We start from the raw sequence: 20,255 nt of genomic DNA on the forward strand, positions 1-20,255 counted from the left end.
TTTGAATGCTATTAAAAATACTCTAGTAATGCTATTATACCGTTATAAGAAATCACTAAAGAAAAGAACAATGCTGCATACATCCCAATATAAACACCAAGATGCGTCTTATAACCTTTCATCACCTTTTTGCTACTTAACATTAGTATAATTCCTAATATTACAATTGGCAATACAAATACATTAAACACCTGTGATAATATTTGAATTTCTATAGGATTTGCGCCAAATGCCGGACCAATTAAAGCTACCAAACATGCTATAGCTGTTATAATTCTAAACTGGCGTGAATTGGTATCTATCGTTCCAGATTGATAATCTGCAACCAAAAGTGGCGCTATTAGCAAACAAGGAAAAATAGAAGATAAACCAGCACTCAAAGCCCCGAAAAAGAAAATAGTGACTGCCCATTTGCCTGCAACGGGCTCCAAAGTGTTTGCCATATCTAGTACATGGTTAACCTCTATGCCTTTATAAAATAAAGCACCAGCAGCAACTGCCATTATGGTACCACTGATTATAAATATTAAAATAGCAGCTGTAATGGCGTCTTTTTTTTGCTGCTTTAAGTTTTTAATCGTCCAACCTTTTCCTTTAACAAATAATGGGCGAGATAAAAACGTCGCTGCAGCCATAGTAGTGCCAACAAAAGCAGCAACTAACATTTTACCGCCTGGCACATCTGGAATAGTAGGTATTAAACCTTTAACAACATCTATTGGAAGTGGCTGTACAAAAAATAATGAAAGCAAAAATGACATGCCCATTAGTGTAACAAATATGATCAATATCTTTTCGAAAAAAGTGTACTTACCAACTAGCATCAACAGGTAAAACGTAACAATTATTATAATTGCTATCGTTAAAACAGTTCCATATTCATGAGTACTTAATCCTTCAAAATTAAGTACCAGAATTTCGAAAATAATATTTGATGAAATTCCTAAAATTCCCATGAGTGAATTCCATTGTCCAAATGTAATACCGACAATAATTAAGATAGCCAATACTTTACCAAACTTCAAATGCTTTTTAAATCCGTATAGTGCTGTTTCTCCTGTTATTAATGCAAAGTTTCCGTATGCAAACATTAAAATTCCAGAGAATAAACAACTTAAAAAAAGCACCCAAAGTAATTGCATATTAAATTTACTTCCCGCAACTATCATTGAAGTTACACTACCTGTACCTATAGTATAACCTATTGCAAAAATCCCTGGACCAAAACCTAATATTATGGTAATTATCTTTTTGAGAAAAGTTTTTTTAATTGTTGGTGCTTCCATAATAATAGTTGGTTTTTATTTCCAGTTTGTATGATAATTTTTTCCTGAGTTATCATCTAATCTCTGATATGTATGAGCACCAAAGTAATCACGTTGTGCTTGTATGATATTTGCAGAGGAATATGCTGTAGTTATTCCATTAAAAAATTGAATTGCTTCACTCAATGCAGGAATTGAAACATCATTAAGAATAGATTGTAAAACGACAGTCTTTGTCGAAGATTTATATTGATTAAGTGTTTCTATAATCTTTTTATGAGTCAATAGATTAGATGTATTCTTAAAGATTTCAACTAAATCTTTCATAAGTTTAGATTTAATAATACACCCACTTGTCCAGATTCTTGCAATTTCACTAAGGTTCAAATTCCATGCATAAGACTTTGAAGCTTCAGTTATGAGTTTAAATCCTTGATAATGATTTATAATTCTCGCAAATTGATATGCTTCAAATAATTCGTTAAACGTTATTTTAAATTTCACATAACTTCCCTTTTTAAAACTCTTGTTCAATTGAAGCCGCTCTTCTTTATAAAATGACATATATCTTGTAAATAAAGCTGATGCTATTAATGTACTTGGAACTCCTAGTTCTGCAGAAGCAATTGCAGTCCAATTTCCTGTTCCCTTATTTCCTGCTTTATCTAAAACTTTATTTACCAACCAATCATTACCTTCTTTTTTTCTAAAGATTGAAGTTGTTATATCCAATAAGTAACTACTTGCTTGACCCTTCCAACTTTCTAAAGTATCAGCAATCTCGCTTGGGTTTTGACCTAAGGCTTCTAAAATAGTAGATACCTCAGCTAACAATTGCATTTCAACATACTCGATACCATTATGAACCATTTTTATAAAATGACCACTACCGTCTGGTCCAATATAAGTACAACATGGTAAATTGTCTTTATCTTTAGCTGAAATAGCTTCTAGATAAAGCTTTACTTTTTTATAGGCTTCTTTAGCTCCACTTGGCATAATAGATGGTCCCTTTAAAGCGCCTTCTTCACCTCCTGAAACTCCTGCGCCTACGAGGTGAATGTTCTTTGTTTTTAAATACTCGTAGCGTTCTTTTGTTTTCTTATAATTTGAATTTCCACAATCAATTAAAATATCGCTTTCAGACAAATAAGGTAAAAGATCTTCTATGACATCATCTATTGCTTTTCCAGCATTGACCATTAGCATTATCTTTTTTGGCTGTTGCAAAGAATTAACAAAAGCTGCAATATCATCAAAAGCTGCAGCTTGAGACAATTCTTTAAATTGCGTTTTAAAGTTTGTGGCTATATCTTCTTCTAAACCTTCAACATGTCTATTAAACATAGATATCTTGAAACCATTATTAGCTAAATTTCTGCAAAGGCTTTTTCCCATCACTCCTAAACCAAAAACTCCAAATTCTGATGCATCCATTAATTCATGTTTGATTGTTCTTATAATATTTTGTGGAGTTTTACTAACATCTATTTGCAATGCTTCTGTAGGATTTTCTAAAATATCAAATTGTGATTGGAGTAATTCTGAAGGCATAAAATGCTTAGTCCTGCTATTCATTCTTTCGCAAATTTGCTCATATGATCCTGATAAATGGACCCATTTTGTCTTGCTTTCAATTTCTTTACTCACAATATCACGATACTTTTGCTTTAATGCAGAACAAACAATAATACAACTGTTTTTAATGAGTTCTTTTTTTGCTAAAGCATTTAAAGTTTCTAACCAAGGTTGCCTATCATCATCATTTAAAGGTTGACCTGAAGACATTTTAGTAATATTGCTTTCAGGATGAAAATCATCACCATCAAAAAAAGGAATATTTAAGTCTTGAGCTAGTAATTTTCCTATGGTACTTTTACCAACTCCTGAAACTCCCATTATGAATACTACCTTATTTTTCATGATTCAAAAATGATACTATTGCACTTGAAGTGTTGGTATTATGACCCGAGAACTTATTCTTTAGGCATAGTACCAGAACCTACAGTTGCATCTTTAAACCAAACTTCGGCATAACTTCCGTTAGCATATTGTTTTGCTATGTCACCTCCATAAACCTTGGATTTAGTAGATTTTGCATTAGCTTGATTATAAGCGCCTTGTTTAAAATAGTTTAGTTCACCAGCATATGCTATTTCTCTTTCAACGCCTCCTCCTTTTTCTCTATTTGCATATACTTTTAATACTTGTTCAGGAATATCTGCTTTTGTTGCAAATTCTGATTTTATTAAACTCTTTGTAAATTTTACTGTTTCATGGTTTTTACTAGTAAAAGTGAGGTACATAACACCTTGGTATACATTAACTTCGTAACTAAATTCTTCACCTAGCTCAATACCATTTTCTGGCTCTTTTGGGTAATCTGTAGGGTTAGAACCGACTATTGAAAAATCATAACCCCAAACTGCTGTTGAAAAATCAAATCTTCCAATATTGTCTCCTTTTGTGTTGATTTCATAATTCCAAAACACAGAACCTTTTGCGTGACCAGGAAATTTTTTATAATAGATTTTAAGCGGTTCATTTTCATGACCTTCATCACTATGAATTTGTCCAATAACTACAGAATAAGAAGAAGATGCAGTCGCATCTCCAGTTGTTGAGACATGCATTACTTTTAGCGTTCCTGTTAATTTACCTCCTTCTTCAGGAATCCAATGCTTTTTTTCTCCTAATTCTGTTCTGGTATTGCTTGACGTTCTTGAAGTGACTCCAGAATTAGGTGTTTTATAAACTACCCAATCTATACCCTCTTCACTTTCTACATAAAAAAAGTCATCCTTTTGAAACTTAACTAAACTGTCAGATCGTGTCCCATCACCTAAAAGAATCTTCCATTTATCCATAAAAGGAATAACATCGCTTGGATATTTTTTAACAGCTTCTGATTCATTTACAATCTCTGAAACGGCTTCTTTAGAATTCTTTTTACAAGAAAGAATTACTAAAAATGCAACTATTACAATTAATGCTTTTTTCATATTGCTGATTCATTTTTATTAGATTAATACATCAACTTCATTTTTAAGTTTTCCTCTGTTTTTATTTGTCCAGAATTATCTAAAGTGTTTTCTGATTCTACATTATTTTTTGCTCCCCATAAGATTGAAACAAACTGCACTGGATTATTTTTAAATGTGTTTTTAGTAATATTTACATTTATAATTCCTCTGTGATTTAAGAGCATTTTGTTTTTCTCGTTTTTACCACAGTTTGTAAATGTGCTGTTGGTTACTAGAAGGTTTCCTCCTATTGTAGACTCATCATAACCTCCTCTGTAATAATCAATAACATTTGCTTTTACATTATTGAAATCGCAGTTACTTATCGTTAAGTATTCTGTATTATAATCGCCTTTATCGTTCGTTTCTTCAGACAATTCAATGCCATTTTCACAGTCAGAAATTAATGTCTCTTTAAAAGTAATTCGTTCTGCAAATGATTCCTTATAGGCTTTTAGCACATAACCAAAATTGCTTATTTCAGAATTAGAAACTGTCAACCCAAAATGGTTAGACATGTTTTCTTTGAGACTTGCAAAGGCATAATTTGAATTATTTCCTTTTAAGTTTAAATTAGATATTGTTAGTTTTCCGTAAGATTGCAAAGAGAATAAAGGTGTATTAGATTCTCCTGAATATACAAGTTGTGCTTTTTCATTTCCTTGAGATTGGATAAAAAGCGTTTTGTTAATTGTTAGAGATTTATCCACATTATAAACACCTTGAGCCAATGCAATTATATCTCCATTATTTGCTTCGTTTATTTTAGCTTCTAACTCATTTATATTAGTAACCTTATATGTTACGGGTTCTTTAACTTCTACTTCATTGGAAAACCATGTTGTCCCATATTTAGATTTATCTAAAATATTTGGATTAGAAACATCTTTACCTATTACTGCACCGACACTCTTACTGTCTTTTCTAGATACACCTAACAAATCGTTTTCAATAGTATTAAAATCAAACCCATTATAGGCTTCAAAATCTGTAGGAATTCCTACGGGAATATAAATATTATCTGATAATTTTCGTAGCTCTAATGGTGCTTCAACGATACCTTTATTAAATCCGTTAAAGCCTATACCTTGATTATTAATGATGTTGTTTTTAAACGTAACACCATCTGCTTTGTCATTTTCTACAACGATGCTTTCTAATCCTTTTTCGTTATATACTATATTATTAGCAACTGTTGTTCTTATGGCTCTTGCTGAGCGAATTTCAGATTTTGGCAATACATCTGCTTGAGCTAAATTTTGTCCTACACCAAACTGCCAAGGCGAGCTACAATTCACATAGGTATTATAAGCTACTACAACATCTGTGACTTGGTTGTAACGGTTTAAAGGTGATTTTGGAATACCATTCATAACCGCTAAAGGGCTTCTAAAACTTTTCCCTTTAAGGCCATAAAAATAGTTGTTGACGACCCAATGCCCTGTATTTATTATTCTAATGCCTCCATAGTTTTCGTTCACTCCATCACCTATAAAATAATTACCATCTACAGTTACATAATTACCATGTCGTGTAACTAAAGAGCCTTCGCTTTTATAAAACACGTTGTTTTTAAATACGTTAAAATTTGTTTTACTTGAAATGACTTCTACTTCTCCATTACACTCTTCAAACAAATTATTAGCGACCATTGTGTAACTTGGCGACATTGAGGTATAGCTGTCTCCTAATTGAATGGTTTCACCACTTGGGCCACCTTTGACTGGTCTTGGTCCAAAATGATTATTAACGATTTGATGGTAATTGTTTATACTTTCTATTCCTGCAATACTAACTCTTACCGTTGGTCCTCTGTTAGTTTTTCCTGCAATGTAACAATTACTTAATTCATTATGTCGTCCCCAAAACTGAACCCATAAATCGCTTTTATCGCGTTTGGGTTTATTAAAATCTTCAATTACACAATTGGTGACTTTGCAATTATTGGAAATTTCATCTGGCGCATCTTTATGTCCAATTTTGAAATCAATCACTGCATTAGAAGGAGAAAAGCCATTTTTAAAATGTAAGCCTTCTACTATTAAATATTCTCCTCCAAATTTTAAATAAGATTGTCCTTCAATACTAACTTTACCAGCTGTTTCGGCTCTCAAGGTTATAGGATTATCTTTAGTGCCTTTGCCTCTAAACTTTATTTCTACATCGTTCCAAATCCCATTAGTCAAAATAATTTCATCTCCAGCCTTACAATTCTCAATAGCGTTATTAAGTTCTTTAGCATTGGAAACTGAAATTGAACGGATATCAGACTTCTGCTCACAAGCAAAAATCACTAGAATAATACATAGAAGAAGACTCTTTTTCATAAAAACTATTTTGTAAAAAATTATAAGATATAAAACAAAAAGCTTTTCGTAATAAAAAGCTTTTTGTTAGAGGCCAATTTAAACTTACTCAATAATAAGTTTTTTTGTAATACTGTTTCCACTAGATTCAATCTTAACAAAATACAAACCCGAGTTAAAATCTGAAACATTAATACGATTATTAGTTAGCTCACTTTGAGCAAATACATTTTTACCTAATATGTCATACATAACAATTGAAGTTATTGCAACATTGTTCGTTTCAATAGTAATATAATCTTTTGCTGGATTAGGATATATTTTAAAATTTGATAAGGCAAACTCATCATTTGATAGTGTATTCTGACTTGGATTTGGACCTCCAATATGATTTAATTCTGAACCTTCAAAACTTTCCGGATAAGCACGTAGTGCGCTACTACTAGAACTCATTACCCAAAAATCTCCAGCCATAGAAGGAGTAGCTGAAGAAGGCAAATCAGAACCAACCCAATCAGAAGTTAGTGCATCATTAGTTAATGCATCTCCTGTAGAATTACCTATTCTACCTGCATAATCGAACTGAGTACCTGGAGTACTTATGATAGTAGCTCCAACAGGAGCAATTACTGTTGGTGTAGTTGCCTCATTATTCTCTAAAAATACAACTGTTGAATAAGCAACTGCTGTTGTTGTAGATTGACTATTATCTTTAAGAAGCGTAACGCTATCTAACACAGTCCATCCATCCCAAATTGAACCATCTGGCGTACCGTCTTCGTCAGGATCAATATCATTTCCAGTAGATGGCGGAGTGGCAGTTTGAATTAACATAATAGTATGCGATTGGCTTTCTACATCACCCGAAAACAAATCTAGTGCTACCGTTGCATCTGGATTTATATTATAAAAATTTCCTGTTTGTGCAGCCACAAAATAGCCATTTGTTCCAGTTGAAAAAGTACTTATATCTATAACTTCATCGACTCTTCCCTCATCACTATCTCCGTCACCTTCAATTGTAACAATGTACATGTTTGTAAGAGGAGTTGAAGCAGCACCTCTAATCTCTATAAAGTTATGTGGTGCATCTGGAGTACCAGGTGGATCCAACATAACCTCGTTTAAATAAAATTGTGCACTTGCTAATTGACAGGTAAGTAAAAAAATAAAAAGTAATTTTGTTTTCATAATTAATATTTTTAATGAGTAATACTCAAATTGTAATATTTCACATAGGAGAAAGCATTTTCATCTGTTGATGTTAGATAATTGCCTGCTTTAAAATAATTCTCATATGGCCATTTATCAAGGCTTATATCTTGATAAACATAAGGGGTTTCATTATTAAGTTGTATTTCTATTCTTGCATCTGTGGCAGAAATTCTAAAATCAAAAGCATCAAAACCAACATATCCTAAGTTTACCTTAATATCATACCATGTATTATTAGATGTTTCAAGCAAATCATCACCATCTGTATCCTCATCAATAAGTGATTTTTTGTGAGACCAGACATAACCATCTTTCCAATAGATTTTAATTAATGGTGGACCGTTATTAGATGAAAAACCATGGATATCCATATCTTCTTCTGAAATAATCCCATGAATTTGCATGACGATAACCTTATGATAATCATCACTAGATTGGTTGTTTTGAGAGACCTCAGAAACTTTAAGTCGTCCAATCATTTCTCCTCCTTCAAGTAATGTCCAATTTTCACGTGCATTATCTGGGTTTATAAGTTCTCTTAATTCTGTTCTGGAATATGAACTATTGGTAGTAGATACATCTGGATAGGTATAAAAAACAAGAGACGAATCAATGGTATCATCATACATAAATGGTTGAACCGGCTCTAGCGTTTGATATCCAAAATTCATTAATTCATCAGGTTGATACTCGTCTGGACTTCCGTTATTATTTGCATCAATAGGTAGTGTGACTTTCCAATTAGAAAAATCGATATCTGCATAAACAGGTGTTTCCTCTTGCTCTTCTTCTTCCTCCTCCTCTTCTTCATTTTCAACAACCTCATCTAAAACATCAACATCATTAGGTGTATCGTTTTCGCTTGAACACCCAACTATGACTAAAAGGAAAAGAAAAAAGACTAATCTAGAGCTATCTGTTTTTATTGTTAATCTCATGAGTCATTCGTGAATTATAAAATTGGTTTACCAGATTGGTTTACCAAATATAAATATATTTTTGAATTGAACAAACTTTGCTCCCATAATTAACAGGTCTTGTCTTACGAATACGTTGATGCTTGATCTTATTCGCTACAGACACTAATGTTACAAATTCTGTCTACCATCAAAACTTCCTGTTTTTGGGAACATAGACCCCAAAAACGTGTATATTTATCTCCATATAACCAGTTATATGTCATTACTAAAAAAAAATGTCTAGAAGAAAAATATATATTCCAGAGCAAGTAAAAGAAGATATTCGTAACCATCTAAATATCAAATATAAAGTTGCCCTTGACGGATATTTTTCAGCAAACGAAGATGAAGACACATTAACTGGTGACTTCGGAGGAACTCTACGAGCTCGTAACCGGAAAGTTGAAGTAACTCAGGACGAGATTAAAGGGGTTTGGTCTTGGTCTTTAAATTATACTAAATTCCGTGGAAGAGGAATCAATGCGACCGAGAATCGTGTTGGCGCAGATGGGATAATTGAACTCGAATTAAATAGAGGTTATCGAGTTGAAAAAAAATCAATTCTATTTCAATCCAAACAAAACTGGGTTAGTGATAGCAAATTAATTGAACAATGTGTTCTTTTATCAACTTGGAGAGAAGCGGCATTTGTATTAAATTTTGAACCAGACAAATATGAAGCTTTTGAACTAGATTTTATACTCAATAATAAAGGTAAAAAGCCAAATGAATATGAATCAAGATCTGTTGATGATTTTTTAGGCAATGAATTTTTAAATTGTGATATCGGTGACTCAGATTTACTTTACGATGCAAGAAGGCGATTACTAAAATGGCGAAGCCAAGAAGGTTTAGTTGTTGGTACAAAATTTTCAATTCCACAAAGATTAGCTTTGAAAATTAAAGCTCCTATTCCAGGAACAGAAACAAGTTATGATAAAGAAATTTCCAATAATGAAATACATAATCACCGAATGGATTCTAGAGTTGATGAAATATTATCATTACCAAAAAATTACACAATGGATCAATTAAACAAATCTAGAAAAAAAATGGCTGCCCTCTATCATCCTGACAAATACAGTCATTTAAGTGATTTAGAACAGGCTATACTTAATAGACGTATGCAAGAAATTAACATGGCATTTGAAGAATTGAAAAACCGTAAATCGTAACGTCATATAACAACGTGTATAGTTAATTACTCGTTCTGTGTGTACTCGGAAAATCCTATGGATCTCCCTAATGATTCGTTCCCTTTTACTATCTTAGATCTAACCAACATAACTAGCCATACACGAACACGTTGAGCATAATATCCGAAATCACGAGAATGAAGAAAATAACAATTATAATTTTGACTTTAATAAGTCTGACAAGTTTCGCTCAAAGCATTGAAACGATTACCGAAAAAATATCGGACAAAATCTGTCAATGTATGAGTGACGAACTAAAAGAATACTCAGAAATAAAACCTGAATTCAATAGGTGCTATGACAAGGAATTTAATTTCATATTTAACATTGTTGACTCGACTGAACATAAAATATTAGTTCAAAAAGGAGCTTTAGAAAAAGTGAAAAATGGAATTATACCAAAGTTAAATGAAAAGTGCGAAAAAATCAGAAAGCTAATCAAAACTGACGTAGAAAATTCGGCTGAATCCACAACTAATAACCCTTGTCCAACAAATTTCGAGAGTAAAGACTTGAAAAAAATTAAAAAACGAAATGGGGAAATAGTTGCGCTTAATGGATTAGTTACAAAAGTTCAAAATGCTCATAATGACAAACTTTACTATCAAGTCAAATTGGAAGGCGGAAAAACCATTTGGATAGCTTCATTAGTAAAAAGTGGATATGAAAAAGAAGGGAAAATATTGAGGCTATTGGGATATGTTTCAGAAGTAGGAAATGACGAAATAGCAAAAAAATATAATAATTCGGACTTTCACATACTTGCTTTTTGTGTTATTGAAATGGAAACCAAACAAATGGCAATGCTTCCAGGTTCAGAACTTCAAATTAAGGAATGGATGAATGGAAAAATTCCGAAGGCAGAAAAATAAAAATACTATGCACAACAATAGCTATAAGTAATTGTTTGTTCTCGCTTACTTCTGAAAATCCTAGCGGATTTTCAGCTCGGTGTGAACTTGCAAAGTTAAGTGCTAACCCACGCAACTACTCATGCACAAACACGTTAGCTTGCATTTAAAACCAACATCGAGAATTGAACAATATTAAAACAAAACTTCAAGAAGTATATATTCCATTTTTAATAGTTTCGATAGGAACTATTCTTTTTTACAACATATTTCGTTGGACTTTAGATATCAAACTCGGAATTTTACCCATAAAAGAAAACTTATTGAATTTTTGGATTCCTTTCGCTCTTCCTTGGATTCCAATACTTATTTGGTTACGAAGAAGAATTCGAATTTTAAATGTTAGAGGCAAAAGAGATAATGGATATTTTGGATATCAATTTGCTATGGCAGCAGCAATGGCTGTACCAATAATAATAAGTCAAAACTACATTGAGAAAAGTTCTTTTGACTTAAACGAAATATCTTCAATCTCAAAAATTAAAGAATTAAAAAACGAAAAATATTTTAAAATAACCTCATTTAATATAGACCATAACTCAAGTCTTCCATATGTAACTGCTAGAACTTCTGGTCGAAATAATGAGAATCTGAACTTTTACTTATATCTCGCTTGTCCGTTTGAAGAAACAAGCTCTGTTTGGTACGGAGTTGAGTATAAAAAGAATTTAAGTAATCATATTAATGAACAAAGGAAAAATTCAGATTACAGAACTTTTTTAAACAAATCAGAACAAGAATTTAAAACCTATAATTTTCAAGATGTAGAATATTTTGAACGTCTAGGATATTCAGACGACAGAGATGGATTTATAGAAGCAATAAAAGAAAGAAACGCTAATCTAAACGAAAAAGAACAAATAATACTTGTACCTAAAAATGATGTTTTTGAAGAAAGACTCGGCAATTCATTTCCTTGGATTTTTGGGTCTTTTGGAATTGGAGCATTAGCTCTTTTGCTAATGGTAGTAATTCCAAAAATTGACGAAAAGGAATTAAACGATTTTAAAAAGAACAACCCACTAAAAGAAGATGATTTAAAAGATATGATTGGCTTTTTAAATCCAATGGGCGAAAATAAAGCCACAGCAATTTTATTGCTTCTAAATATTATTGTTTTTCTAATTATGACATTTGACGGACTAAACATAGTTTCGCCTACACCAAAAGAATTACTCGAAATTGGAGGGAATAGAAGATTTGAAGTTATGAATGGCGAGTATTGGAGGTTATTTTCTTCGATGTTTATTCACGGTGGACTATTACACTTGTTTATGAACTTAATAGGTCTTGGACTTGGAAGCAGTTTATTGGAAAACATTCTTGGTTCGGTAAAATTAATAATTACCTACATTGTTTGCGGAATACTTGCAAGTTTAGCGAGTATTTATTGGCACGAAAACACAGTTAGTGTTGGAGCATCTGGGGCAATTTTTGGACTTTATGGTCTAATTTTGGCTTTTACAGTTTTTAAAATTTACCCAAATTATATGAGAGGAATGACTTGGATGCTATTAGGACTTTACGCAGGAGTAAGTTTGTTATTTGGATTTTTAGGCGGAATTGATAATGCAGCTCATTTTGGTGGACTGATAAGCGGATTTGTGATTGGAGGAATTTTAATATTGACAAATAAAGAACAACTGAAAAAAAACGCAAGCTAACAACGTTTATAAAAAATAACGGTTAAATCGCTTAATCGAAAGAAAATGAATAAATTAGAAGTCAGTTATAGTCCGAAAAGTTAGTGATAAAAATCCGTTACTTTTTATATACCAGACCGTTCTAAACCATTAAAAACAAGGTGTTAGATGATTAAAATCATTTCATAAGGAGACTCACTTCAGTAATTTGCTCTCAAAACATATTATATCATGAGAGCAATAATCTTATCTGTCTGTTTTGCACTACTTTTTAATTACTCCTTTGGTCAAGCAGATAATCAATCAACAAAAAATATTAGTATAGGTTTTGAACTAGATGCTGTACCATATATATTCCAAGGGTATTATGCCTCAGTCTGGGTTGGTCACAATCATTTTAGATATAGAGCGGTAATTACAAAAATAGATACACCAGACTTTATCTTAGACGACGGTTTTACCAATAATGAAATTAGAGTTTATGCAACTATAGTAGATTACTTTTTTAAACCTGACTTCAAAGGTTGGTGGATTGGGCCTGGCTTAGAGTATTGGGACGCCAAGATACAGACCGATGCCAAGTTAAATACTTCAAAATACAACAACGTGATATTTACATTAGGTGGTGGTTACGTATGGAAGTTTTACAAAAACTTCTATTTAAATCCATGGGTGGCTGGACATTTAAGAATCGCTGGAGACAAAGATGTTATAGTTGATGGAAGTACGTTTGAAACCCCAGTAATTATCCCTGAAATATCTGTGAAGTTAGGTTGGCATTTCTAATAGTAAATGATAAAAAAGTGTATTGCTTTTGTGGGAGCTGTAGCAATAGGGCTGAATGCTTTAGTAGAATATTTGTTTAATGTAAATGTCGGTTAAAATACTGCAGATTTTCCTCAGGTTCGTTTTCTTTTGCTAACTTAGTTCCTAGCCAACGTAACACACGAGTGCAGCGAACTGGCTAAGCAAACCATACACGAACACATTGTATCCAATGTGATAAAACTTTGGAAGAAAATCAAAAAATGAGAAAACTTGCACTTTTAACTTTCATTACACTTGACGGAGTAATGCAAGCTCCTAAACTACCCGAAGAAGACACCTCTAATGGTTTTAAACTTGGTGGTTGGGCAGATAAATATTGGGATGAGGTAATGGAACAAGTCAAAAGCGAAGCAATGTCAGAGCCATATGATTTACTTCTGGGGCGAAAGACTTATGATATTTTTGCATCTGCTCATAAATCAAACATGAATGGAAATTCAGATGAAAGCCCAATGGACAAAGCAACAAAATATGTTGTAACCAATTCGGATAACAAGTTAGAATGGAAAAATTCAATAGCTATTACAGGAAATGTTGCAGAAGAAATTTCTAAACTTAAATCTCAAGATGGTTTATTATTGCAAGTTCATGGAAGTTGGGATTTGATTCAAACACTACTTTTAAATGACCTTGTTGATGAATTTAGAATTTGGACTTTCCCTGTTGTTCTTGGCAAAGGAAAGCGCTTATTTTCTAAAGATTTCGTGCCAAAAAACCTGACTTTAGTTAAATCGGAATCAACCTCTAATGGAGTAGTAATGAGTATCTACAAATGTGAATAAATCACTGGCTACAACAACGTAAATAGTTAATTGCTTGATCTGTGTTTATTCGGGAAAGTCCTAGCGGATTTTCCTCTGGTTCGTTTTCTTTTACTAACTTAGTTCTAACCACTATACACAAATACGCTATACAACATTACACACTCATGCCTATAAAAGAAGTAAGCCTCAACAACAACAACGTGCATAATACCTTACTCAAGTTGGTTAAGATTGTGAAGCGTTACATTAAAAACCAATTAAAAAATGGAAAGTAAATCAAATCATAATCAACTTTCTGATAGTAAATTTATTGATCAATTTGCAAATGGGTCTTTAAATCCTGAAATATTTAATCACGAAGCTCATTTACGTTTGGCTTGGTTATACATTTACAGGCTTGGAATAAAACAAGCCGAACAGGATATACAAGATCAACTTCAGAGTTTTGTTGAAACTGTTGGAGCCAAAGACAAATATCATAAGACTTTAACCATAGTTGCCACTAGAATTGTGAACCACTTTATGCAAAAATCTAAGTCGGAGAATTTTACCGACTTCATTAACGAATTTCCACAATTAAAATCGGAATTTAAAGAATTGGTAAATACGCATTACAGTTTCAATATTTTCACCTCTGAATTAGCAAAAAGAGAATTTTTAAAACCAGACTTGCTAGCTTTTGAATAAAAACAGTGACTGCACCAAACCGTATAATTAACAATCTTCACTACCAAAAATAAACCTCATCAACAAAAAGCCAAGATGGGTTACCAGCACTTGGATGCCAGCTAGGTAAGGCGTCATGATTATTAACAACAATCTTAAAGTACCTTGCCGTGGTCTCTGGCAATGCTATAGTGAATTTTTCTTTTCGAGGGTCTACATTTTTGGTGCTAGGTGCATTTTTTAGGTCTCCCACTTTTTTGTAAATGCCTTTTTCGGTAGTGGATGTAAAAACAGTAATATCTGTTGGGTATAAAATCCAACTCCCAATATCTTCAAGACAACTAACAGAAATATGATTTACAGTTTGCTTCTCTTTTAGGTCAATAGTAATCTGCAAATCATTACCAAAATAACCTATCCAATGACCATCTCTAAAATCGGTACTGCCTTCTTTCATATCAAACACCTTTAAAGGATCTGGGTAGCGATCGTCAGGCATTTCTTCTATTATAAAATCTGTCACAGCATACTGGACCTTTGCATAGTGTCGTGTAATCACATCACTCGGCTCCCAACCATCTTTAAACGCAGCAATTTTGAGTGTTTTTGAAGTGTTTAAAATTAGTTTTCTATCAAAAATTTTAGACGTAGAATCTGGCACATCTCCATTGAGCGTATACCGTATGTCTACATTTTTTAATCGACTCAACACATTAACATGAATTGTATCATTAAACAAGGTTTTACTCGGACTTATTAGTGGTGGTTCTAACTGACTTCTATCTACAAAACCAACAATATCATTTTGAATGCTAACTCCAAAGGTGTTGGCTAGTCGTTGCGCATTATCATTATCAACATTAGTATTCCATGAGTAAATACGCTTAGGTTGTATTGTCGTTAATAGGTTTTCAAGTCCTTCTTCGGAAATAGCAGTATTGTGAATATTAAGCACTTCGAGATGCTCCATTGCTTTAAGGTTTTCAATAGTTTTATCTGAAATTGCCGTACCCTGTAAGCGTAGTGATTTGAGGTTTTTGAACTTTTTAAACCCTGAAGTCATCTCATCTGTTATTCCCGAATTACCAAAATCTAATTCAATGATTTGTTCATTTAAAGCCAAAAGGGTTTCCATCGTATTTTTAGTTGGAACACTATCTAAATATTTGACATTAAGTTCTGCTTGACCCGGAACCAATTCAAGCACACGAAATCCTGCAGCTTTTACGTCATCAATATCATCTTGAGATGCTTTAGGAATATTTACTTTGTTAAAAACGAGATACTTGTTTAGTTTCTTTTTTAAGGTGTCATTTTCTGAATTAACAGTCGCATAATTTTCAAAATCTAACCCATTTTCTATCCAATGTTCAATTAACCAAATCTCATCTTTTGTTAATTGCTCCTTCCCTTCTGGAGGCATATGCTCCTCATCGGAAATAGGAAGCAACACTCTTGAATACAATAAACTTTCCGAAGCATTTCCACTAATAACACTCAACCCGCTCGCACCACCTTTTAAGATCTGCTCTTTTGTAACTAGTGACAATTCTCCTTTTTGCTTTGATGCATTATGACATTGAATACATTTTTTATCCAAAATCTTTGCAACGACATCATTGTATAGCTTTAAACTATCAATGTCTTCAATCGTGCGTTCTTTTTTCGAAACACTTATGTATTCGGTTAAATACTGATCACCATGTGTTAAAACACTTCCATAATGACCAGCAACACTAATACTAATTACAGTTGCTATAAACAATGGAAGAAAGATCTTATTCGACTTAAAAGACGGCTTTAAACTCATAAAGAAAAGAACAACAGCTAATAGTGCTGTAGCAATTCCTGTATAAAAATGAAGGTCTAAGGTCTCCTTTTGATAACCGCCTTCTAAAGATAAAAAGTAACCCAAAAAACAGGTGATGATTGCAAAAAGTGAAGTAAAACCGAGCAAACTCTTTATGGTGTTTTCTGGATAGTTCTTCTGAAATCTTCCTAAAACATCAATAAAAAAAGTGACTATCAATGCACCAATTGGTAAATGTAAAAGCAATGGATGAAAACGTCCTAAGGCTAAAATAAATCGAGGTGCTTCATCTGTTTTTATACCATACAATGTTAGTACTCCAAATAGGAGTAGTATTATTAAAAAAACACTTTTATATATCTGATTATTATTTGTCATTAATTAAAAATCCATTCGTCCATAAACAGCCATGCTTTGAGTCCTTTTCCTGCATGCCATTCTGGTAATTCTTTGGTATTACTTATCATTACCGATAGTGATTCAACATTTTTTTCTATTAAAATTCGAACATCATCTAATGCCAAAACCTCTTTGTTTTCTGGTTTAGGTGTTTTTGCTTGTACTGTATCTGTTTTATTAATTATTACAGAGACGACCTCTGGCGGAAAAATCCAAGATTTTGTGTCCACCAAATAGCCTACAGTAATACTTTTAATATACGTGTCTTTTGCAAAATGAACATTGGCTTTCACAATAGTATCAAAACCTACCCATTGTTGATCTCTAAAATTTAACTCTGCTTTTTGATGGTTCACAAGTGTTGAGTCACCTAAGCCTGGATAGGTACTATGTGCTTTGGTCTTCCAGTCGATACTAAGAGGCGTAATTCCTTTTTGATAAACTCTCAATTCTGAAACAGTACTAGGTTTCCAATCGGGATGAAAGGCTTTAAACTTATAACGCCCTTCTTCACTTACTACTAAAGCCGATTTATAGGCCTCTGAGGATTTAGATGGTTCGGAACCATCAGATGTATAAAATATCTCAACCCCTTTCATACGTAATTCTGAAGTGATTACAACTGAAGAATCAATAATCGTATTTGATGCTTTTACTCTGGGCTGCTCCAATTGAATATCTTGCTGTTGAACATACGGACTCTTATCTTTTTTAGCACAACCAAAAAAGCAAAGCATGACCAAAACCACAATGTTCACTTTCATACTCGCATTAATTTTATGGGATAGGTTTGACCCGAATTCCATTGTGCCACATACATATTCTCATCATCATCAATACACACATCATGAGGATGTTGAAATAATCGAATAGTTTGATATAGCTCTTCTAGGTTGTCATTTTTATAAGAAGGAGCTGTAGCTCCAGGACAAGATATGACTTCATTATTCTCATTCATAATTAAAATAAAGCCAGAGTTTGAGCGCAATGAATTTTTAGACCTCAACACGGCAAAATAAATGTCCTTTTTATGAATCACAGGACGACAAATTAAAGCGCCAGGTACATTTATAGTTTCTAAAAATTCACCCTTCAAACTAAATCGTTTTAATTGATTTAATTCTCTTGCAGATATTAAAAGTGACGGATTTTGTTTGTCTCTATCATCATAACAAATCCCATGAGCATTTAAAAACTGTCTGTTTCCAGTTCCTTGTCCTCCAAAAATATTCAATAACTCTCCTTTGTGATTATAATGTAAAATATGCTGCTTACCATAACCATCTGCAACATAAAAATCACCATTCTCAACCACAGTGGTCTCCGTTGGTTTGAACTCCTCTTTTGTCGAGTACTTTCCTGTTTCCGAAGGAAAATCTAAAGTAAATACAACCTTACCGTCTATAGTAGTTTTAATGATTTGGTGACGTTCATAATCGGTAATTAATAAAAAATCTGTTCCATTTTCTTTCACTAAAGTTAATCCATGTGCGCCAGGATACTCTGTTCCCCAAGTTTCTAATAACGTTCCAGATTTATCATAGATAATCACATTATTCTTAATATGATTGGTCAATAACACAATTCGTCCCTTCGAATCTTGAACCATCTCATGACAATCATTAACAGGTGTTTTTAATGAATTAAGCTGTCCCCAATTAAGATTGACTTTATACTTATGAGAGTTGTGTCCAACAATAATATCTTCGGTCTTACTAAACGAAAAAGCACTACTATACATAGGATACGTTAATAATCCCATAGCAAGACATGACGATTGCTTTAGAAATTTCCTCCTACTCATATTAGCTTATCAAATCATTAATAACATGTCCAGAAACGTCAGTAAGTCTAAAACGTCTTCCTTGATGTTTGTACGTAAACTTGGTATGATCTATTCCCATTAAATGCATCATTGTGGCTTGTAAATCGTGAACATGTACTGGGTCTTTTGCAATATTATAACCAAAATCATCTGTTTCCCCATATGTAAATCCTGGCTTTACGCCTCCTCCTGCCATAAACATGGTAAAGCATTTTGGATGATGATCTCTGCCGTAATTTGTATCGGTTAATGTGCCTTGACTATAATTGGTTCGGCCAAATTCTCCTCCCCAAACTACAAGTGTATCTTCTAATAATCCTCGTTGTTTTAAATCCATAATCAATGCAGCAGTAGCTTGATCGATATCTTTAGCTTGTTTTTCAATTTGAGATGGTAAATTTTCATGTTGATCCCAACCCATATGATACAACTGCACAAATCTTACATCCTTTTCTACTAAGCGCCTTGCTAACAAACAATTTGCAGCATAGGTTCCAGGTATTGCCGCATTAGAGCCATACATTTGAAGAATATGGTCTGGTTCGTCTTCAATATTCATAGTATCTGGCACAGATGTTTGCATTCTATAAGCCATTTCATATTGCGCAATTCTACTATTAATATCAGGATCACCAAATTCACGCTCTTGCTTCTCATTTAATTCACTAATATGATCGAGCATTTTACGACGTTCAGACCTTGTCATTCCTTCAGGATCTTTTAGATATAGTACTGGATCTTTACCTGAACGAAACTGCACACCTTGATGTAATGAACTTAAAAAACCATTTCCCCAAAGTCTTGAATATAAAGGTTGCGCAAGAGGTCGTCCAGTTCCTCTCGATAACAATACTGTAAATGTAGGTAAGTTATCATTTAAGCTACCTAAACCGTAACTCATCCAAGAACCTATACTTGGTCGTCCTGCCTGCTGAGATCCTGTTTGGAAGAATGTTATTGCTGGATCATGGTTAATAGCTTCAGTATGCATAGACTTCACAAAACAAAGCTCATCTACAATTTTGGCAGTATAAGGCATTAAATCACTAACCCAAGCTCTGGATTCACCATACTGATTGAATTTAAACTGACTACCAACTAAAGGGAAACTATCTTGACCAGAAGTCATCCCTGTTAAACGCTGACCTTGCCTCACAGAATCTGGTAGATCTTGACCACGCATTTTATCAAGTAAAGGTTTGTAATCAAATAATTCTAATTGCGATGGACCACCACTTTGAAACAGATATATCACTCGCTTTGCTTTTGGTGCAAAATGAGGTAAATTCATGCCAGCTAAAGGAGACCCTTCGGCTTCAACAATTGAAGAGAAAGGATCTAGCATAGACGCCGCAGCCAATCCACCAATACCTAAACCCAATTTTTTGATAAATTGTCGCCTGTTATTATTCAAAAAATGTTTTGAAACTTCATCTTCCATAGTT

16 protein-coding genes are annotated in these 20,255 nt (G+C 33.2%); 6 read left to right on the forward strand and 10 right to left on the reverse strand.

Annotated elements, in window-relative coordinates:
• Positions 1-11: 11 nt before the first annotated feature.
• From Q0783_RS03830 to Q0783_RS03855, 6 genes are all read right to left on the reverse strand, one after another.
• On the reverse strand, positions 12-1,286 hold the full coding sequence (locus tag Q0783_RS03830; protein ID WP_298893441.1) for an Nramp family divalent metal transporter: 1,275 nt from the start codon (positions 1,284-1,286) through the stop codon (positions 12-14).
• Positions 1,287-1,301: 15 nt separating this feature from the next.
• The gene (gene gndA / locus Q0783_RS03835; protein ID WP_298893442.1) at positions 1,302-3,188 is read right to left on the reverse strand and encodes an NADP-dependent phosphogluconate dehydrogenase; all 1,887 of its coding nucleotides are present in this window, start codon (positions 3,186-3,188) and stop codon (positions 1,302-1,304) included.
• Between the two features lie 53 nt (positions 3,189-3,241).
• A complete protein-coding gene (locus tag Q0783_RS03840) occupies positions 3,242-4,267 on the reverse strand; it encodes a polysaccharide lyase family 7 protein (RefSeq protein WP_298893443.1) in 1,026 nt (341 codons plus the stop codon).
• 23 nt (positions 4,268-4,290) lie between these two features.
• Complete coding sequence (locus Q0783_RS03845; protein WP_298893444.1) at positions 4,291-6,615, reverse strand: chondroitinase-B domain-containing protein; 2,325 nt, start codon at positions 6,613-6,615, stop codon at positions 4,291-4,293.
• 84 nt (positions 6,616-6,699) lie between these two features.
• Positions 6,700-7,785, reverse strand: coding sequence for a T9SS type A sorting domain-containing protein (locus Q0783_RS03850; protein ID WP_298893445.1), 1,086 nt, complete (start codon positions 7,783-7,785; stop codon positions 6,700-6,702).
• An 11-nt stretch (positions 7,786-7,796) separates the two neighbouring features.
• Entirely contained in the window at positions 7,797-8,747 is a 951-nt protein-coding gene (locus Q0783_RS03855; RefSeq protein WP_298893446.1) for a polysaccharide lyase family 7 protein, read from the reverse strand.
• A 257-nt stretch (positions 8,748-9,004) separates the two neighbouring features.
• Here Q0783_RS03855 and Q0783_RS03860 point away from each other — a divergent pair, with 257 nt between their 5' ends.
• The 6 genes from Q0783_RS03860 to Q0783_RS03885 all read left to right on the forward strand — a co-directional run bounded on the left by Q0783_RS03860 (position 9,005) and on the right by Q0783_RS03885 (position 14,797).
• Entirely contained in the window at positions 9,005-9,943 is a 939-nt protein-coding gene (locus tag Q0783_RS03860; RefSeq protein WP_298893447.1) for a J domain-containing protein, read from the forward strand.
• Between the two features lie 263 nt (positions 9,944-10,206).
• Positions 10,207-10,836, forward strand: coding sequence for a hypothetical protein (locus Q0783_RS03865; protein WP_298893448.1), 630 nt, complete (start codon positions 10,207-10,209; stop codon positions 10,834-10,836).
• A 164-nt stretch (positions 10,837-11,000) separates the two neighbouring features.
• Entirely contained in the window at positions 11,001-12,539 is a 1,539-nt protein-coding gene (locus Q0783_RS03870) for a rhomboid family intramembrane serine protease (protein ID WP_298893449.1), read from the forward strand.
• 210 nt (positions 12,540-12,749) lie between these two features.
• Positions 12,750-13,304, forward strand: a complete 555-nt coding sequence (locus Q0783_RS03875; protein WP_298893450.1) for a hypothetical protein — start codon at positions 12,750-12,752, stop codon at positions 13,302-13,304.
• Positions 13,305-13,546: 242 nt separating this feature from the next.
• Positions 13,547-14,128, forward strand: coding sequence for a dihydrofolate reductase family protein (locus Q0783_RS03880; RefSeq protein WP_298893451.1), 582 nt, complete (start codon positions 13,547-13,549; stop codon positions 14,126-14,128).
• Positions 14,129-14,374: 246 nt separating this feature from the next.
• On the forward strand, positions 14,375-14,797 hold the full coding sequence (locus tag Q0783_RS03885; RefSeq protein ID WP_298755230.1) for a hypothetical protein: 423 nt from the start codon (positions 14,375-14,377) through the stop codon (positions 14,795-14,797).
• Positions 14,798-14,837: 40 nt separating this feature from the next.
• On the opposite strand, the gene Q0783_RS03890 is transcribed toward Q0783_RS03885, so the two are convergent.
• Genes Q0783_RS03890 through Q0783_RS03905 form a run of 4 tightly spaced genes read right to left on the reverse strand, consistent with a single transcriptional unit; the run spans position 14,838 to position 20,251 of the window.
• Entirely contained in the window at positions 14,838-16,964 is a 2,127-nt protein-coding gene (locus Q0783_RS03890; protein ID WP_298893452.1) for a c-type cytochrome domain-containing protein, read from the reverse strand.
• Complete coding sequence (locus Q0783_RS03895; protein WP_298893453.1) at positions 16,964-17,749, reverse strand: chitobiase/beta-hexosaminidase C-terminal domain-containing protein; 786 nt, start codon at positions 17,747-17,749, stop codon at positions 16,964-16,966. Before Q0783_RS03895 ends, Q0783_RS03890 begins: the two co-directional genes overlap by 1 nt.
• Positions 17,746-18,789: a 6-bladed beta-propeller gene (locus Q0783_RS03900; protein WP_298893454.1), complete on the reverse strand. Its 1,044-nt coding sequence runs from the start codon at positions 18,787-18,789 to the stop codon at positions 17,746-17,748. Before Q0783_RS03900 ends, Q0783_RS03895 begins: the two co-directional genes overlap by 4 nt.
• A 1-nt stretch (position 18,790) precedes the next feature.
• Positions 18,791-20,251, reverse strand: coding sequence for a DUF1501 domain-containing protein (locus tag Q0783_RS03905; protein ID WP_298893455.1), 1,461 nt, complete (start codon positions 20,249-20,251; stop codon positions 18,791-18,793).
• Positions 20,252-20,255: the final 4 nt, after the last annotated feature.

The organism is uncultured Psychroserpens sp. (assembly GCF_947500255.1).
GTDB lineage: Bacteria > Bacteroidota > Bacteroidia > Flavobacteriales > Flavobacteriaceae > Psychroserpens.

Excerpts from the sequence above, each read along its gene's own strand:
- Q0783_RS03855 (WP_298893446.1), bottom strand. The coding sequence starts at position 8,747 with ATGAGATTAACAATAAAAACAGATAGCTCTAGATTAGTCTTTTTTCTT.
- gndA (WP_298893442.1), bottom strand. The coding sequence starts at position 3,188 with ATGAAAAATAAGGTAGTATTCATAATGGGAGTTTCAGGAGTTGGTAAA.
- Q0783_RS03875 (WP_298893450.1), top strand. The coding sequence starts at position 12,750 with ATGAGAGCAATAATCTTATCTGTCTGTTTTGCACTACTTTTTAATTAC.
- Q0783_RS03830 (WP_298893441.1), bottom strand. The coding sequence starts at position 1,286 with ATGGAAGCACCAACAATTAAAAAAACTTTTCTCAAAAAGATAATTACC.
- Q0783_RS03880 (WP_298893451.1), top strand. The coding sequence starts at position 13,547 with ATGAGAAAACTTGCACTTTTAACTTTCATTACACTTGACGGAGTAATG.
- Q0783_RS03885 (WP_298755230.1), top strand. The coding sequence starts at position 14,375 with ATGGAAAGTAAATCAAATCATAATCAACTTTCTGATAGTAAATTTATT.
- Q0783_RS03850 (WP_298893445.1), bottom strand. The coding sequence starts at position 7,785 with ATGAAAACAAAATTACTTTTTATTTTTTTACTTACCTGTCAATTAGCA.
- Q0783_RS03840 (WP_298893443.1), bottom strand. The coding sequence starts at position 4,267 with ATGAAAAAAGCATTAATTGTAATAGTTGCATTTTTAGTAATTCTTTCT.
- Q0783_RS03895 (WP_298893453.1), bottom strand. The coding sequence starts at position 17,749 with ATGAAAGTGAACATTGTGGTTTTGGTCATGCTTTGCTTTTTTGGTTGT.
- Q0783_RS03905 (WP_298893455.1), bottom strand. The coding sequence starts at position 20,251 with ATGGAAGATGAAGTTTCAAAACATTTTTTGAATAATAACAGGCGACAA.
- Q0783_RS03890 (WP_298893452.1), bottom strand. The coding sequence starts at position 16,964 with ATGACAAATAATAATCAGATATATAAAAGTGTTTTTTTAATAATACTA.
- Q0783_RS03860 (WP_298893447.1), top strand. The coding sequence starts at position 9,005 with ATGTCTAGAAGAAAAATATATATTCCAGAGCAAGTAAAAGAAGATATT.
- Q0783_RS03845 (WP_298893444.1), bottom strand. The coding sequence starts at position 6,615 with ATGAAAAAGAGTCTTCTTCTATGTATTATTCTAGTGATTTTTGCTTGT.
- Q0783_RS03900 (WP_298893454.1), bottom strand. The coding sequence starts at position 18,789 with ATGAGTAGGAGGAAATTTCTAAAGCAATCGTCATGTCTTGCTATGGGA.
- Q0783_RS03865 (WP_298893448.1), top strand. The coding sequence starts at position 10,207 with ATGAGTGACGAACTAAAAGAATACTCAGAAATAAAACCTGAATTCAAT.